Below are 14791 nucleotides of genomic sequence, written 5' to 3'. Positions count from 1 at the left end.
GGGCGTGGCCTGCATGAAAGCCGGCGTACGCCCGAACGGGTGATCTCCGGGAGGCGGTTTGATCAACGGCGTCGCCCCGGACCCGGCGGGTCAGGTCGCGTCGTCCGCCAGTTCCGCGACGCCCGTGATCCGGTGGAGCGGGAAGGTGCGAACCTCGTCCGCCGTGTGGTCGTACGCCGTCACGAAGCCGCCCTCGACACGGACCGGGGCGATGACACGCTGACTGGCGGAGCCCTCGGCGTTGACGTAGCCGATCCAGAGGGCCTCGCCGGTGAGGACGGCGGCCTGCATCGTCGCGAGGGTCTCGGCGGAGCCGGTGCGGGGCAGCGCGCCCGGCGGGGTGGCCGGACCGTCGGGCGTCCGGCGGGGCGTCGTGGAGGCGAGGTCACCGGCGCGGATGGCGCGGATCGCGGCGCCGAGCAGGGTGTCGTCCGGCGCCGGGGGACCGTCCGGGACGGGCTCGGGGGCCGTCCGGGGCGGGGTGCGGCGGGCGTGCGCCCGGGTGATCAGCACATCGCCCTCCGCCGACTCGGCGGCCGGCGCGTACCCCATCCCCCGCAGCCCGTCGAGGAGCGTCGCCGGGTCGGCCTGGGCGGCGAGGACCGTCGGCGCGAGCCGCCGCAGCCCGAGGCCCTGCGACCGCTTGTCGGCGAGGATCTCACTGAGCATCGCGTCGTCGTCGCAGCGGACGTACGCCGACGCCGCGCCGATCCGCAGATGGCCGTGGCGCCGGGCGACGTCGTCGATCAGATACGCGAGCGGCTGCGGGACCGGCGTGCGGGAGTGCGCGGTCAGGAAGCCATGCAGGTCGGAGGCGCTGCGGCCCGCGTCGAGCGCCCGGCGTACGGACCCCGGCGTGAACCGGTACACCGTCGCGCCACCCTTCGACTCCACGTCCGCCAGCACCCCCAGCATGTCCGCCAGCGGACGCTTCAGCGGGCCGGGCGCCACGGCCGTCAGGTCCGCCTGGAGCAGGACGTGGTCCAGCGGCTCGGGAAGCAGCGGCGCGAGCAGCCGGGCGGCCCGGGAGGCGGCGGCCGCCCGCTCGGCGACGGGGTCGGGTGCGGGCGTGGACGCGGGAGGGTGCGGCAGGGGCACGTGGTGGGCGGGCAGCTTGTCGCCGGGGGTCTCCGGCAGCTCGGCCGTGGCGGGGGCCTCGTCGGGGAGCCCGAGGAGCGCGCGGCCGTGCGAGGACAGCGCGCCGCGCCCGGTGATCCCGAGCGACTCGGCCTCGGAGAGGGTCCACCGGGCGATCCGGGCCCGTAGGTCCTCGCCCTGGCGCGACCGAGCGGGCGGGGACGAGGCCGACGACGGGGAATGCGGGGGCTGTTGCGCCTGCGGGGGCTGTGCGGGGGCCTGGTGGGGGTGCTGGCCGCCGCGCGTGGGGCGTTCCCAGTGGAGGCGGGCCAGGACGGAGTCGGGGGTGGCCGACGTGCCCTCGGGGAGCCCGGCGAGCAGGGCGAGCACCCGGTGACGCACCTCGGGCGCGGCCGAACGGTCCAGCCCCGGGCCCAGCGCCGACAACGTCCGGTCCTTGGCGTCCCGCTCCCCGATCACGCCCGGCGTACGGGTCGCCGTCAGCCAGGCCATGGCGAGCCGCGCCCAGCGCTCGGCGGCGGGCAGCTCCAGCCACTCGTCGTACGCGGGCGTCGCGGCGTACCGCTCGTCGGCCTCGCCGTCGGAGGCCAACAGACCGGCGGAGTAAGCGAGTTCGACCCAGAAGGCGGCGACCGGCTCGGACAGGTCGAGGGCCACCGCCGTGCGTTTGAGGTCCCGCACGCTCAGCCCGCCCGCGCGCAGGACGCCGGGGCCGCCCTCGTCCCAGTCCTTCAGCAGCTCCTCCACGGTCGCCAGCGCGGTGTACGCCTGCCCGGCCGCCGTCGCGTCCACAACCTGTGGACGGTGCGAGCCCGACGCCTCGACGGGCGGCGGCACCGGCTGGACCTCCCGGTGCGCCCGGCCCGCCCGCAGCCGCAGGGCGACCTCGCGGGGGATGACGACCGTGCCGGGGGCGGTCGGCAGCAGCAGCCCCCGGTCCAGCAGCCAGCGCAGATGGGGCGCCGGGTTGGCGGTGACCTGGCCGTACGGCGGCCCCCACACCAGCCGGGTCAGCACGTCGAGCGACTCGGGGGGCGCGGTGGCGAGGAGCGCGGCCATGCGGCGACGGTCGGTGAAGAGCGCCGCGAGGGCGGTGACCGCCGAGACCGAGTCATGGGTGCTCGGCAGGCCGGCCGCCGCGACGATCTCCTGGACCCGCCCCGGCGACATGCCCGCCGTGGCCTCCGCGACGGTCGGGCCGAGACCGGTGGGGGAGGGGTGCTGCGGCGAGGGCGCGAGCAGCTCACGGGCCGTGCGGACGAGACGCAGCCGGTTCTCGGGACCCCATACGAGGGCCTGGTCGCGCAGGGTGCCGAGGGCGCGGGGCAGCGCGGCGGTGACGGCGGGGTCCGCGTCGTCCCCGGCCAGCAGGGAGGCGAGTTCGCCGTACGACGCCGGGTCCGCGGCCACGGCCAGGGCCTGGGCGGTCTGCAGGGCGAACCGGTCCAGCCGCTCCAGGGCCCGGACGACCGACGCGCGGGTGCCGGCGCGGGTCGCCAGCTGGGTCAGGTCGGTGGGCACGGGCGTGATGAGGTCCGGCCGCGCCCGGAGCAGCACGGCGAGCGAACGGTCGTCCCGCCCGCGCAGGGCTTCCGCCAGGGAACGGGGGGCTCCACCGGCGGGTGCCGTCTCCGTGGGGGCATGCTCCTCGGTGCTCATCCGGCCAACGGTAGCGGCTGTGTGGGGCGGGGGCGCCTCTTGGCTCGGGGCGCCTGTTTCGTCGGCGGGTGCGGGTGGTTCGTGGTTGCTCGCGCCCACGCGGCGGAGCCGCATATCGACACAGCCCCGCGCCCCTGACAAGCAGGGGCTGCGCCCCTTGCCTGTCCGCGTGCCCGAGGGCCCTGCTCGGAGGCGATACCGTCGGGAGGAAGTACGCGCGCCAACCCCGGAGGGGCTTCGTGGGGATTGAGAGCGACCAGGTCGTCTACGAGTATCTGAGCCGGGTCGGCGACCTGGCCCAGCAGCGGCAGTTGCCGTCGTCGACGCGGATGCGTCTGGTGTCGGGGCTGCGGGACGAGATCGACCGGCGGCGGGCCAAGGCGCCGGTGGACAGCCCGGCCGCCGTGCGCCGCATCATCGCCCGCCTCGGTACGCCGGACGAGGTCGTCGAGGCGGCGGGCGAGCCCGGTGACGTACCGGAGCCGCCGGCGGCCGCCGTGCCCGTGCAGCGGGTGACGGGCGGGGACACGGCCGGCGAGGACACCGAGGGCGCTGGGGAGGCCGGGGAGCGGGCCAAGGGTCTGTCCAGGGGGCTGCGGCGGGTCGTGCCGCGACCGCGTTCCGCTTCTCCTTCCGCCGATGCCGCGCCGCCGCCGGTGGTGGGCGGTGCCGCTCCGCCGCATCTCGCTCCGCTGCACGAGCTGGGGGAGGGGGACGCCCAGCCCGACTGGTGGCGCGTCGGCGGGGGCGGGGGGCCCGGCGGTGACATCGGGTTCGGGGTCGGGGACTCCGTGCCGGGGTTCGTCGGCGGTGTGGAGATCCCCGAACTGCTGAAGCCGCCTCCGGTGAAGGGGGACGAGGCCGAGGACCGGGCGAAGGGCGGGGAGCGCGGGGCGGTCGTCGAGCAGGGGGCGGCGGCTTCGGCGGGCGAGGCGGAGGAGGGGGCCGCGGTTCGGGCCCCGGCTCGGCGGCGGGTGCCGTTGCCCCGGTTGCGGCCCGCTGGTGGGGGGTGGAGCAATCCACTGCTGTTGCTGGCGGCCGTGCTGCTGGTCGCGGGGGCGGTGATGGGGAGTCTGGTGCCGCTGGGGCTGGGGTGGTTGATCGCCTATCTCTCGCGGAGGTTGTCGCCCGCGGAGTCGAAGTGGGCGGTGATGGGGTTGCCCGGGGTGGTGGCCGCGGGGGGTGTGGTGTGGCTGTGGGGGCGTAGTGACGGGCGCTGGGGGGAGCCCATTGCCCAGGGGCAGATGAGCGGGGCGTTGGCGGAGACGTGGCCGTGGGTGCTGCGGGTCGCGGCCGTGGCGTCCGCGCTCTATCTGTTGTGGCGGTCGCAGCGGCCTCGGTGAGCTGGGGTTTCGTCGGCGGGTGCGGCTCCGGTGGGGCTTCTCGCGCAGTTCCCCGCGCCCCTGAAAAGCCGGGGCTGCGCCCCGCGCTTTTCAGGCCTGCAGGGCCGTGGTCTTTCAGGCCCGCAGGGGCCTGATGCTTTTAGGGGCGCGGGGAACTGCGCGAGAAGCCCCACGCACCCGCACCCGACCACGCACCCGACAACGCACCCCACCCCGGCCCCCACAATGGACCGCATGAGTTCTCGCATGCTGACCGTCGGGTTCGATCTCGATATGACGTTGATCGATTCGCGGCCGGGGATCCACGCCTGTTACGTGGCGCTGGCCGCGCGGACGGGGGCGTACATAGACGCCGATCTCGCGATCACCCGGCTGGGACCACCCTTGGCGGACGAGTTGGCGCACTGGTTCCCGGCCGCCGAGATCCCGGCCGTGGCGGACCTCTACCGGGAGATGTACCCGGCGATCGCGATCACGGCGACCCCCGCGATGCCCGGCGCGCCGGAGGCGATCGCGGCGGTCCGGGCCGCCGGGGGCCGGGCCATCGTGGTCACCGCCAAGTACGAGCCGAACGCCAAGCTGCACCTGGAGCACCTCGGCATCGAGCCCGACGTCCTCGTGGGCGACCTGTGGGCGGAGGCCAAGGCGGACGCGCTGCGCGAGTACGGCGCGAGCGTGTACGTCGGCGACCACACCGGCGACGTACGCGGCGCGCGCACGGCCGAGGCGTACTCGGTCGCCGTCGCCACCGGCCCCTGCGACGAGCGGGAGCTGCGCGAGGCGGGCGCCGACGTCGTCCTCGCGGACCTGACGGCCTTCCCCGCGTGGCTCGCCGCGCACCGAGGCTAGAACCGTGCCTCGCGGGCCCTTCTGCGCCCCGCCGCGACGGACTGGAGGACTCCGGCGCCGGCGATGAGGAATCCGACCCCCATGAGCATGCTCAGGACGAACATGTAGGTGGGGAACGGAGTCGTTCCGAGGAACAGCGGGGCCACGGTGACGAGTGTGGCCACGGCGCCGACGATGAAGACGATGCCGCCGACGCGGATCAGTCGGTCACCGGGTTCGGCGGAATTCGGTTGGGTTTTGTCACGCACCCGACCAGGGTAGTTCCCAGCGCGAGGGAACAGTCTGCCGACGTCTTGTCACCCGCCCCCGGACCAATAGGCTGGGTCCCGGCGGGTCCGACGACCCGCTGTAGTGCTGTCCAGAGCAGTTTGCGCACACCGAGAACACGTTCAGAACACACTCGAAGCACACTCAGACCACCTTCGAACACCTTTCAGACGCAGTTTCCGACGAGTACGAGGACGAGGACAGACGTGCCTACCGGCAAGGTCAAATGGTTCAACAGCGAGAAGGGCTTCGGCTTTCTCTCCCGCGACGACGGCGGTGACGTCTTCGTCCACTCCTCCGTACTGCCCGCCGGTGTCGACACCTTGAAGCCGGGCCAGAAGGTCGAGTTCGGAGTCGTCGCGGGTCAGCGCGGTGACCAGGCCCTTTCCGTGACGATCCTGGAGCCCGCCCCGTCGGTGGCCGCCGCCCAGCGCAAGAAGCCCGACGAGCTGGCCTCGATCGTGCAGGACCTGACCACTCTGCTGGAGAACATCACGCCGATGCTGGAGCGGGGCCGCTATCCCGACCGTGCCGCCGGCAAGAAGATCGCGGGTCTGCTGCGCGCCGTGGCCGACCAGTTGGACGTGTGACCCCGCCGACTTCCGTTCCGCTCAAGGGAATTCGAGCGCGTCCGGGCCGAGGGGCGGCACCAGTCCCTCGGCCGCCGCGCGGGTGAGCAGCCCCCTGACCGCCGCGTAGCCGTCCTCGCCGAGGTCGGCCGTGAACTCGTTGACGTACAGGCCGATGTGCTGGTCGGCGACGGCCGGGTCCATCTCCTGGGCGTGCTCCAGGACGTACGGGCGGGAAGCCTCGGGGTCGTCCCAGGCCGCGCGGACGGAGGCGCGGACCGTCTCGGCGAGCGCCGTCAGGGTCTCCCGCCCCAGCGAGCGCTTCGCGATGATCGCGCCGAGCGGGATCGGCAGTCCCGTCGTCTCCTCCCAGTGCTCGCCCATGTCGGCGAGCTTGTGGAGGCCATAGTTCCGGTACGTGAAACGGGCCTCGTGGATGACGAGTCCGGCGTCGACCTTCCCGTCCCGTACGGCCGGCATGATCTCGTGGAACGGCATCACGACGATCTCGCCGACCCCGCCGGGCAGGGTGTCCGCCGCCCAGAGACGGAAGAGCAGATAGGCGGTCGACCGCTCGCTCGGCACGGCCACCGTACGGCCGGTGAGGTCCGTCCCCGGCTCCCGCGTCAGCACCAGCGGACCACAGCCCCGCCCGAGCGCACCGCCGCACGGCAGCAGCGCGTACGCGTCGAGGACGTACGGCAGGACGGCGTACGACACCTTCAGTACGTCGAGGTCGCCGCGTTCGGCCATCCCGTTGGTGATGTCGATGTCCGCGAACGTCACGTCGAGCGCGGGTGCGCCCGGGATTCGGCCGTGGGCCCAGGCGTCGAAGACGAAGGTGTCGTTCGGACAGGGCGAGTACGCCATCCGCAGCGTGCTGTCCGCCTCGGGGGCGCTCGCGGGGCTCGTGTCAGGGCTCATGGTCGGATCAGGGCTCATATGGGTCCCAACTCTCCAGTACGGGCGTCAGCTTCCCGAAGGCCGTGGTGAGTGCGGTCAGGGCGTCGCCGATCCGCCAGGCGGCGCGGTCGCGCGGGCCCACGGGGTTGGAGACGGCCCGCAGTTCCAGGACGGGCGTGGTGTGCGCGGCGGCGGCCTCGGCGACTCCGAAGCCCTCCATCGCCTCGGCCAGCGCGCGGGGGTGGCGGGCGCGCAGGGCGAGCGCGCGCTCGGCGCTGCCGGTGACCGTGGAGACGGTGAGCACGGTGCCGGTACTGGCGCCGGTGGCGGTCGCCGCGGCGCGTACGAGGGCGGGGGGCGGACGGTGGGTGACGGTGCCGAAGCCCAGTTCGGTGACCGGGAGGAAGCCGTCCGGTGTCTCGGCGCCGAGATCGGCCGCCGTGATCTCGTCGGCGAGGACGAGGGAGCCGAGGGGCGCCTCGGGCAGGAACCCGCCCGCGATCCCGGCGGACACGACCAGCCCGTACGGCCTGCCCTCCAGAACCGCCGCCGTCAGCGCGCCGGCGACGGACGCGGCGGCGAGCGCGGGGCCCACACCGGCGGCGAGGAGGTCGTACTCCGGGCCGGTGGGGGGCGCGGGCAGGGTGCCGGGGCCGTGGGCGTGGGCGTGGTCGTGGGCGGTGGGGCGGAAGCGGTGGAGGGTGGCGGCCGGGAGGCGGGTCTCGGTCGCCGGGGCCGGAAACGCTCGTGCCACCGCGTCCCGTTCGGCCGGGACGGCGGTGGCTACGAGGACACGCATGGCGGTCGGCAGTGGATCAGGCGTCCGGGTTCTTCAGCTCGAAGTTCCACACGCCCTCGATCTTCGAGCCCTCGGCGTTCTGCTGGACGACGCTGATGATCAGCGACTTCGGGGCGGTCTGACCGGGCTGGGTCGCGAAGAGGCCGGGGTTGGGGAACACCTTGTACGTCTTGTCGAACGTCTCGTTGACGACCGGCCGCCCGTCGATCCACAGGGTCCAACCCGCGTCCGCGACCTCCGGGTCGACGCCGATGCGGAGGGTCTCGTCCTCGGGCAGCTCGACGGACTTGGAGGGCTTCTCCTTGGTGCACTCCGCGGCCTGCTCGAGGGTGAGGGTCCGGTAGCAGGCGGCCTCGGAGCTGATCGAGTCGGTACCGATCGTGACGGTGGCCATCGGCGTCGGCTCGTCGCAGGCCGACAGGACGAGAAGTCCGGCGGAGACAGCGCCGAGAGTGGCTGCGGCGCGACGGCTGTGTCGACGAGCGGCTCCGCCGCGGGGCTGGAAGGTCATGGGCGAAGGCTATCTGGCCCGTCCAGGGGTGCCCCTACGTGGGGTACGGCGTGCCGGACGGACGGGCGCCCGGTCAGGCGACCCGGGCGCGGGGCGCACCCCCGTGCCGGGCGGAGGAGAGCAGTCCGCGGACCGTGGTGAGCCAGCCGGCGGCGACGATCGCGGCGGCCACGGCCATCCCCAGGGTGCCGTTGAGGGGCAGGGCGATACCGATGGCGCCGCCGACCACCCAGGACATCTGGAGCAGGGTCTCGGAGCGGGCGAAGGCGGAGGTCCGCACGAGTTCGGGGACGTCCCGCTGGATCAGGGCGTCCAGCGACAGCTTGGACAGGGCCTGCGAGAAACCGGCGACCGCGGCGAGAGCGGCGATGAAGAACGTGCCGAAGAACAGCGCCGCCACGATCGCCACCACGAGCTCCACGGCGACGACGGTCACGATGATCAGCTCCGGCGAACGCTGCTTCACCCACGCGCCGACAGCTGTCCCCAGCGCGTTTCCCGTACCGGCGGCCACGGCCACCATGCCCAGCGACAGGGCCGCGCTCTGCCCGTGCAGCGGGTGGATGCGCAGCAGGAACGCCAGATAGAAGATCAGGAAGCCGGAGAGGCCGCGCAGGGCGGCGTTCGCGCCGAGCGCGTGGGTGACCGCCGGGCCGACCGTCCGCAGGCCGGGCCGTTTGAGCGCGCTGCTGCGGTGCGGGCCGTGCAGATGCTCGGCGTCCGCCGCGAGCAGGGCCCGGTCCTCGCCCTTCGCCGAGTCGACCTTCGCGGGCAGCGTGAAGGAGAGGAACGTACCCGCCACGAAGATCAGGAAGGCGCCGTAGAGCGGCCAGCGGGGGCCGAGGGCCTGGAGTCCGGCGCCGATGGGCGCGGCGACGCCGGTGGCGAGCAGGCCGCAGAGGGTCACCCGGGAGTTGGCCTTCACCAGGGAGAAGCGGGGCGGGAGGAGACGGGGGACGACCGCGCTTCTGACCACGCCGTACGCCTTGGACGCGACCAGGACGCCCAGGGCGGCGGGGTACATCTCGATGCGGCCGGTCTCGACGGCGCCGACGAGGATCAGGGCGAGGAACGCCCTGGTCAGCATGGCGCCGGCCATCGCGGCGCGGCGGCCGTGCGGGAGACGGTCCAGGAGGGGGCCGACGACGGGGGCGAGGAGGGCGAAGGGGGCGAGGGTGATGGCGAGGTAGAGGGCGACGCGGCCGCGGGCCTCGTCGGTGGGGACGGAGAAGAAGACGGTGGAGGCGAGGGAGACGGTGATCATCACGTCGCCTGCGCCGTTCACTCCGTGCAGTTCGATGAGTTTGCCGAGGCCGGACTCGCCGGCGCCGTGGGCGTGGGTGGCCTTGCGGATGCCTCGGGCGGGGCCGGTGAACGGGAGGTGCAGGGCGCGGCCCACCGAGCGGGCCGCGCCGGTCACCCGACCCGACCCGCGCGCTCCGCTCCGCTCGGCGCCGGTCACCCCGTCATAGTGCCCCGAGATGGCGGGGGGTAGTGCGGTTACCGCTCGTATGGCCGTGGGGGGTGTGGGGGGCGCCTTATCGGGTGGGGGGTGCGGCTTGCGTCGGCGGGTGCGGGTGCGTGGGGCTTCTCGCGCAGTTCCCCGCGCCCCTAAAAGCTTCAGGCCCCTGCGGGCCTGAAAGACCATGGCCCTGCGGGTCTGGAAGACCATGGCCCTGCGGGTCTGGAAGCTCACGGTTCTGCGGGCTGAAAAGCGTGGGGCGCAGCCCCTGGTTTTCAGGGGCGCGGGGAACTGCGCGAGAAGCCCCACCGGGCCGCGCATGCCCACGTCGCCCCCGGCTTCCGGACCGGCCGCCGCGGAGCCCCCCGCAGGCCACGGCGGTTTTTCGCCAACCGTCGGCACCGTCCGAAGTCCACCCTCACCACCGGTCTCCGGCCAAAGCCGAGCGCAGCGGAATCGCGGAACCCTTACGTCGGTGTGGGCGCCGAGCCTCGGAGAAGGTAGCGTGCATAGCGCGCCTGCGGCGGTTGTTCTCGGCCGCGCGCCTCTCGTTCATCCCGCAGAATGGATGACATAGGTGCGCCCGAGTGCGATCGGGCGCGGACGTCGACGCGGCCCCCTGGTCCGCTCCGTCCGCACCCCCCGCCGAGGGAGGCGCACTCGTGAGACGGCGTAGGAGAGAAGCGATACCTGTGAGCGCAGCGACAACGCGAAGCCGCACCCCCGACCGTCTGTGCGCCGAGGCCGTCGACCTCGCCCGCTCCGCCGCCGAGGAGGCCGCCGCGCCCGGCGTGGTCGGCGAGCACGCGGGGCTGATCTCCGAGGGCGACCGGGTGGTGACGCACTTCTTCGAGTGCAAGGAGATGGGCTACCGGGGCTGGCGCTGGGCCGTCACCGTCGCCCGCGCCTCCCGCGCGAAGTTCGTGACCCTCGACGAGGTCGTCCTGCTGCCCGGCCCGGACGCGCTGCTCGCGCCGGAGTGGGTGCCGTGGAGCGAGCGGCTCCGGCCCGGTGACATGGGCCCCGGTGATCTGCTGCCCACCGACGCGGACGACCTGCGGCTGGAGCCCGGGTACTCCGGCGAGGACGAACCGCTGCCCAACTCCCCGGTCTCGCACGACATGGCCGAGCTGGTGGAGGCGGAGGACGCCGAGGTCACCGGTGGGGCGCCGGCGAACCTGCCGCTCGTGCCGAGCCGTGGGTCGATCGCCGCGGTCGCCGAGGAACTGGGGATGCGCCGGGCGCGCGTCCTGTCCCGGTACGGGCTGCACACGGCGGCGGACCGGTGGGAGGAAGGGTTCGGGGCGAAGACCGCGATGGCGCAGGCCGCGCCCGCCGCGTGTGTGAGTTGTGGATTCCTTGTGCCGATCGGGGGGTCGCTCGGGCAGGCCTTCGGGGTGTGCGCGAACGAGTTCGCGCCGGCGGACGGGCGGATGGTGTCGCTGACGTACGGGTGTGGGGGGCACTCGGAGGCGGCGGTCATGCCGAAGCCGCCGCGGCCGGCTCCGCCGCGGCTGGACGAGACGCGGGTGGACCCCTTCCCGCTGCGGCCGGCGGCGGATTCCGGGTCCGTGCCGGTGTCGGAGGAGGCCGAGTCCGAGGCGGACCTGGGGCATTCCTAGTGCCGCCGGTTCAGTGATGCGGTGCGCCTGAGAGCTCGGGGGTGCGGGTCCGTGGGCGACTGCGGCTCCGGTGGGGGTTGCTCGCGCAGTTCCCCGCGCCCCTAAAAGCATCAGGCCCCTGCGGGCCTGAAAGCGCGGGCCCCGCAGGGCTGGAAGCGCGGGCCCCGCGGGGCTGAAGGCGCGGCCCCGCGGGGCTGGAAGAGTGGGCCCTGCGGGCCTGGAAACTTACGGCCCCGCAGGCCTGGAAGCTCACGGCCCCGCAGGCCTGGAAGTTCACGGCCCCGCAGGCCTGGAAGCTCACCGCCATGCGGGCCTGAAAGCGCGGCCCCGCGGGCCTGGAAGGTCACGGTTCTGCGGGCCTGGAAAGCATGGGGCGCAGCCCCTGGTTTTCAGGGGCGCGGGGAACTGCGCGAGCAACCCCCACCCACCCGCACCTCCGGACATACCAGCTACCCCCCACCCCCCTGGACACACGGCCAAGCCGGCGCAGCGACCCGGTACCTTCGTGGTCACCAGGCGACAGGGAGAAGTGAACCGTGAGCAAGTTCGTGCGGCCGGCGGCCGAGGGTGCGGACCCGTTCGGGACGGCTCGACTGCGGCGGGGCGTGCTGGACGCCTGGGCGACCAGTCCCGCCCGGTTCCGCGAGGACGCCAACGCCGAGGAGGACCTCGTCCTCGGCGGCTACCGGGACCGCCTCGTCGTGGAGCTGGCGCAGAACGCCGCCGACGCGGCGGCCAGGGCGAAGGTCCCCGGGCGGCTGCGGCTGACCCTCCGGGACGGTGTCCTCGTCGCCGCCAACACCGGCGCCCCGCTGGACGCGGGCGGCGTGGAGTCGCTGTCCACGCTCCGCGCGTCCGCGAAGCGGGACACCCAGAGCGGCGGCCACGAGGGCGCCGTGGGCCGGTACGGCGTCGGCTTCGCCGCCGTCCTCGCCGTCACCGACGAGCCCGCCGTCGTCGGGCGCCACGGCGGTATCCGCTGGTCGCTCGCCGAGGCCCGGCTGCTCGCCGCCGACACCGCCCGGCACAGCCCGGGACTGGGCGACGAGATCCGCCGCCGGGACGGCCATGTGCCGCTGCTGCGGCTGCCGTTCGCCGCCGAGGGGTCCGCCCCGGAGTCGTACGACACCGTCGTGATCCTGCCGCTGCGCGACACCGCCGCCGCCGATCTCGCCGAGCGGCTGCTGCACGCCGTCGACGACGCGCTGCTGCTGGCCCTGCCCGGCCTCGACGAGGTCGTCATCGAGGTCGGCGCCGACGAGGCGCGGACGCTGCGACGGCGCGTGGAGGGGGCGTACGTCGTCGTGGAGGACTCGCGGGACGGGGTCACGCGCTGGCGCACCGTCGCCGAGCACGGGGCGATCGAGGCCGCGCTGCTCGCCGACCGGCCCGTCGAGGAGCGGCTGCGGCCGCACTGGTCCGTCACCTGGGCGGTGCCGACCGGGCCCGACGGCGCGCCGGTCCGGCCGCGCACCAGCGCCGTCGTGCACGCGCCGACGCCGAGCGACGAGGCCCTCGGCGTGCCCGCGCTGCTCATCGCCTCCTTCCCGCTGGACACGACCCGGCGGCACGCCGCGCCCGGGCCGCTCACCGACTTCCTCGTGCAGCGCGCGGCGGACGCGTACGCCGCGCTCCTCGCGGCCTGGGAGCCGGTCGGCGAGGGCGTCATCGACCTCGTGCCCGGCCCGCTGGGCAAGGGCGAGCTGGACGGTGCGCTGCGGCAGGCGATCCTGGAGCGGCTGCCGCGCACCGCGTTCCTGCCGCGTGCCGTGATGCCCGAACCCGACGACGAGCTGGACGAGTTGTCCGCCGCGCTGCGTCCGCGTGACGCCGAGGTCGTGGAGGGCGCCGGCGCCGAGACGGTCCAGGTGCTCGCGGACGTCCTGCCCAGTCTGCTGCCCGCCGGGCTCGAACGGCGCGCGGAGTTGCGGACGCTGGGTGTCGCGCGCCTGCCGCTGGGGGACGCGATCGACCGGCTCGCGGGGCTGGAGAAGGCGCCCGACTGGTGGCGGCGGCTGTACGACAGCCTCGCCGGGGTCGATCCGGACCGGCTGTCCGGTCTGCCCGTGCCGCTCGCGGACGGGCGGACCACCATCGGCCCCCGGCAGATCCTCCTGCCGGCCCCCGACGGTCCGCAGACGGCCCGTCCCGACACGCTCGCCCGCCTCGGGTTGAAGGTCGCGCACCCGGACGCCGTGCATCCCCTCCTGGAGAAGCTGGGCGCGCTGCCCGCGACCCCGCGTGCCGTGCTCACCACCCCGCAGGTACGGGCCGCCGTGGCCGCCTCCCTGGACGACGACGGCGGGGTCTGGGACGAGGAGGACGGCCGGCCGGACGCGGAAGAGCTGGCCGACCTCGTCCTCGCCCTGGTCCGCGACGCGGGCCTCGAACCCGGCGACGAGCCCTGGCTCGGGGCCCTCGCCCTGACCGACGAGGACGGCGAGCCGGCCCCCGCCGGTGAGCTGGTCCTGCCCGGCAGCCCGTTCGCCCGGGTCATGCGCGAGGACGAACTCGCCTTCGTCGACGCCGAACTGGCCGAGCGCTGGGGCGAACAGCCCCTGGCCGCCTGTGGCGTGCTCGCCGACTTCGCCCTCGTGCGCGCCACCGACGTCGTCCTCGACCCCGACGAACTGGAGCCGCGCGACGGGGACTTCGCCGAGCCCGACGACGCTGGTCTGCTCGACGCGGTCGACGTGTGGGCCGAGGACATCCTCGACCGGTTCCCGGACAGCCCGGTGCCGCCGGTCGCTACGGAGCTCGTGGCCGTGCGCGACCTGGACCTCGTCGACGAGGACCGCTGGCCGGAGGCGCTCGCGCTGCTCGCCCGCCCGCCGCTGCGCGACGCGCTGGTCCAGCCGGTGCGCATCCTGCTCCCGGACGGTACGCACGAGATCGTCCGCCCCTACACCGCCTGGTGGCTGCGCGGTAACCCCGTCCTCGACGGCCGCCGCCCGGCGGGCCTGCTCGCGGCCGGCGGCGACCCGCTGCTGCGCGGTCTGTACGACGAGGCCGACGCCACCGGCTTCGACGACGAGCAGGTCCTGCGGGCGCTGGGGGTGCGCACCTCGGTGGCCGCGCTGCTGGACGAGCCGGGCGGCGCCGCCGAACTGCTGGACCGGCTGGCCGACCCGGACCTACCGGTGAGCGCCTCCCAACTGCACGGTCTGTACGGCGCGTTGGCCGACCTCGACCCCGAACAGGTGACTCTCCCCGACGAGTTGCGCGCGGTGGTGGACGGTGAGGTGACCGTCGTGGACGCGGCCGACGCCATGGTCGTCGACTCGCCCGACCTGCTGCCCTTCACCTCCGGTGTGCCGCTGCTCCCCGTACGGCCGTCGCGGGCCGCCGAGTTGGCCGAGCTGTTCCAGGTGCGGCGGCTGAGCGAGTCGGTGACCGGGCAGGTCGACTCGCAGGGCACGGAGCACGAGGTGCCCGACTCCGTGCGGGTCCTGCTCGGGCCGGGCACGCCCGCGTCCTACGTCGAGCACGAGGAACTCGTCGTCGACGGCGTGGAGCTGGACTGGCGCCGCACCCGGGACGGCGTGCTGCACGCCGCCACGCTGGAGGGGGTCGCGGCCGGTCTGGCCTGGGCGGCGGGACAGTGGCCCCGCCGCTTCGAGGTGGCCGCGCTGCTCGAAGACCCGTCCAGGACCGATGAGTTGGCCCGGGACCGCTGGTTCGACTGAGTTCCACCCACAGCGGCGGAACC

The 14791-nt window shown here is 74.5% G+C and carries 11 protein-coding genes; 5 read left to right on the top strand and 6 right to left on the bottom strand.

Going from position 1 to position 14791, the window contains the following annotated elements:
* Nucleotides 1–90: 90 nt before the first annotated feature.
* On the bottom strand, nt 91–2757 hold the full coding sequence (locus tag PUR53_RS22850) for a helicase C-terminal domain-containing protein (protein ID WP_329909506.1): 2667 nt from the start codon (nt 2755–2757) through the stop codon (nt 91–93).
* A gap of 239 nt (nt 2758–2996) precedes the next feature.
* Here PUR53_RS22850 and PUR53_RS22845 point away from each other — a divergent pair, with 239 nt between their 5' ends.
* On the top strand, nt 2997–4100 hold the full coding sequence (locus tag PUR53_RS22845; protein WP_329909505.1) for a hypothetical protein: 1104 nt from the start codon (nt 2997–2999) through the stop codon (nt 4098–4100).
* Nucleotides 4101–4325: 225 nt separating this feature from the next.
* Entirely contained in the window at nt 4326–4949 is a 624-nt protein-coding gene (locus PUR53_RS22840) for an HAD family hydrolase (protein ID WP_329909504.1), read from the top strand.
* Here the strand turns inward: PUR53_RS22840 and PUR53_RS22835 are convergent.
* Nucleotides 4946–5197, bottom strand: a complete 252-nt coding sequence (locus tag PUR53_RS22835; RefSeq protein WP_329899946.1) for a hypothetical protein — start codon at nt 5195–5197, stop codon at nt 4946–4948. The genes PUR53_RS22840 and PUR53_RS22835 overlap by 4 nt on opposite strands.
* Before the next feature lie 225 nt (nt 5198–5422).
* On the opposite strand from PUR53_RS22835, the gene PUR53_RS22830 reads away from it, so the two are divergent.
* Nucleotides 5423–5806 carry a cold-shock protein gene (locus PUR53_RS22830; protein WP_045556039.1) on the top strand — a complete coding sequence of 128 codons (384 nt, stop codon included), beginning with the start codon at nt 5423–5425 and terminating at the stop codon, nt 5804–5806.
* A 21-nt stretch (nt 5807–5827) separates the two neighbouring features.
* Here PUR53_RS22830 and PUR53_RS22825 read toward each other — a convergent pair whose 3' ends face one another.
* The 4 genes from PUR53_RS22825 to PUR53_RS22810 all read right to left on the bottom strand — a co-directional run bounded on the left by PUR53_RS22825 (nt 5828) and on the right by PUR53_RS22810 (nt 9460).
* Nucleotides 5828–6709 (bottom strand): 1,4-dihydroxy-6-naphthoate synthase, encoded by an 882-nt coding sequence (locus tag PUR53_RS22825; RefSeq protein WP_329909503.1) that lies wholly within the window; start codon nt 6707–6709, stop codon nt 5828–5830.
* Nucleotides 6710–6716: 7 nt separating this feature from the next.
* Nucleotides 6717–7487: a futalosine hydrolase gene (locus PUR53_RS22820; protein WP_329909502.1), complete on the bottom strand. Its 771-nt coding sequence runs from the start codon at nt 7485–7487 to the stop codon at nt 6717–6719.
* Between the two features lie 16 nt (nt 7488–7503).
* Nucleotides 7504–7998: a hypothetical protein gene (locus PUR53_RS22815; protein ID WP_329899943.1), complete on the bottom strand. Its 495-nt coding sequence runs from the start codon at nt 7996–7998 to the stop codon at nt 7504–7506.
* A 73-nt stretch (nt 7999–8071) separates the two neighbouring features.
* Nucleotides 8072–9460 (bottom strand): MFS transporter, encoded by a 1389-nt coding sequence (locus tag PUR53_RS22810; protein WP_329899942.1) that lies wholly within the window; start codon nt 9458–9460, stop codon nt 8072–8074.
* Nucleotides 9461–10152: 692 nt separating this feature from the next.
* Between PUR53_RS22810 and PUR53_RS22805 the strand changes: the two genes are divergently transcribed.
* Nucleotides 10153–11082: a DUF3027 domain-containing protein gene (locus tag PUR53_RS22805; RefSeq protein ID WP_329909501.1), complete on the top strand. Its 930-nt coding sequence runs from the start codon at nt 10153–10155 to the stop codon at nt 11080–11082.
* 536 nt (nt 11083–11618) lie between these two features.
* Nucleotides 11619–14768 carry a sacsin N-terminal ATP-binding-like domain-containing protein gene (locus tag PUR53_RS22800; protein WP_329909500.1) on the top strand — a complete coding sequence of 1050 codons (3150 nt, stop codon included), beginning with the start codon at nt 11619–11621 and terminating at the stop codon, nt 14766–14768.
* The last annotated feature ends 23 nt before the right edge of the window (nt 14769–14791 follow it).

Origin of the sequence: Streptomyces sp. SP18BB07, from assembly GCF_036322545.1 — a bacterium.
Taxonomy (GTDB): domain Bacteria; phylum Actinomycetota; class Actinomycetes; order Streptomycetales; family Streptomycetaceae; genus Streptomyces; species Streptomyces deccanensis.
The sequence above is the reverse complement of the archived record's forward strand: the minus strand, read 5'-3'. Positions and strand labels throughout refer to the sequence as shown.

Bases quoted from the DNA above. Each gene is read 5' to 3' on its own strand.
- PUR53_RS22815 (WP_329899943.1), bottom strand. From the start codon at position 7,998: ATGACCTTCCAGCCCCGCGGCGGAGCCGCTCGTCGACACAGCCGTCGC.
- PUR53_RS22850 (WP_329909506.1), bottom strand. From the start codon at position 2,757: ATGAGCACCGAGGAGCATGCCCCCACGGAGACGGCACCCGCCGGTGGA.
- PUR53_RS22840 (WP_329909504.1), top strand. From the start codon at position 4,326: ATGGACCGCATGAGTTCTCGCATGCTGACCGTCGGGTTCGATCTCGAT.
- PUR53_RS22820 (WP_329909502.1), bottom strand. From the start codon at position 7,487: ATGCGTGTCCTCGTAGCCACCGCCGTCCCGGCCGAACGGGACGCGGTG.
- PUR53_RS22825 (WP_329909503.1), bottom strand. From the start codon at position 6,709: ATGAGCCCTGACACGAGCCCCGCGAGCGCCCCCGAGGCGGACAGCACG.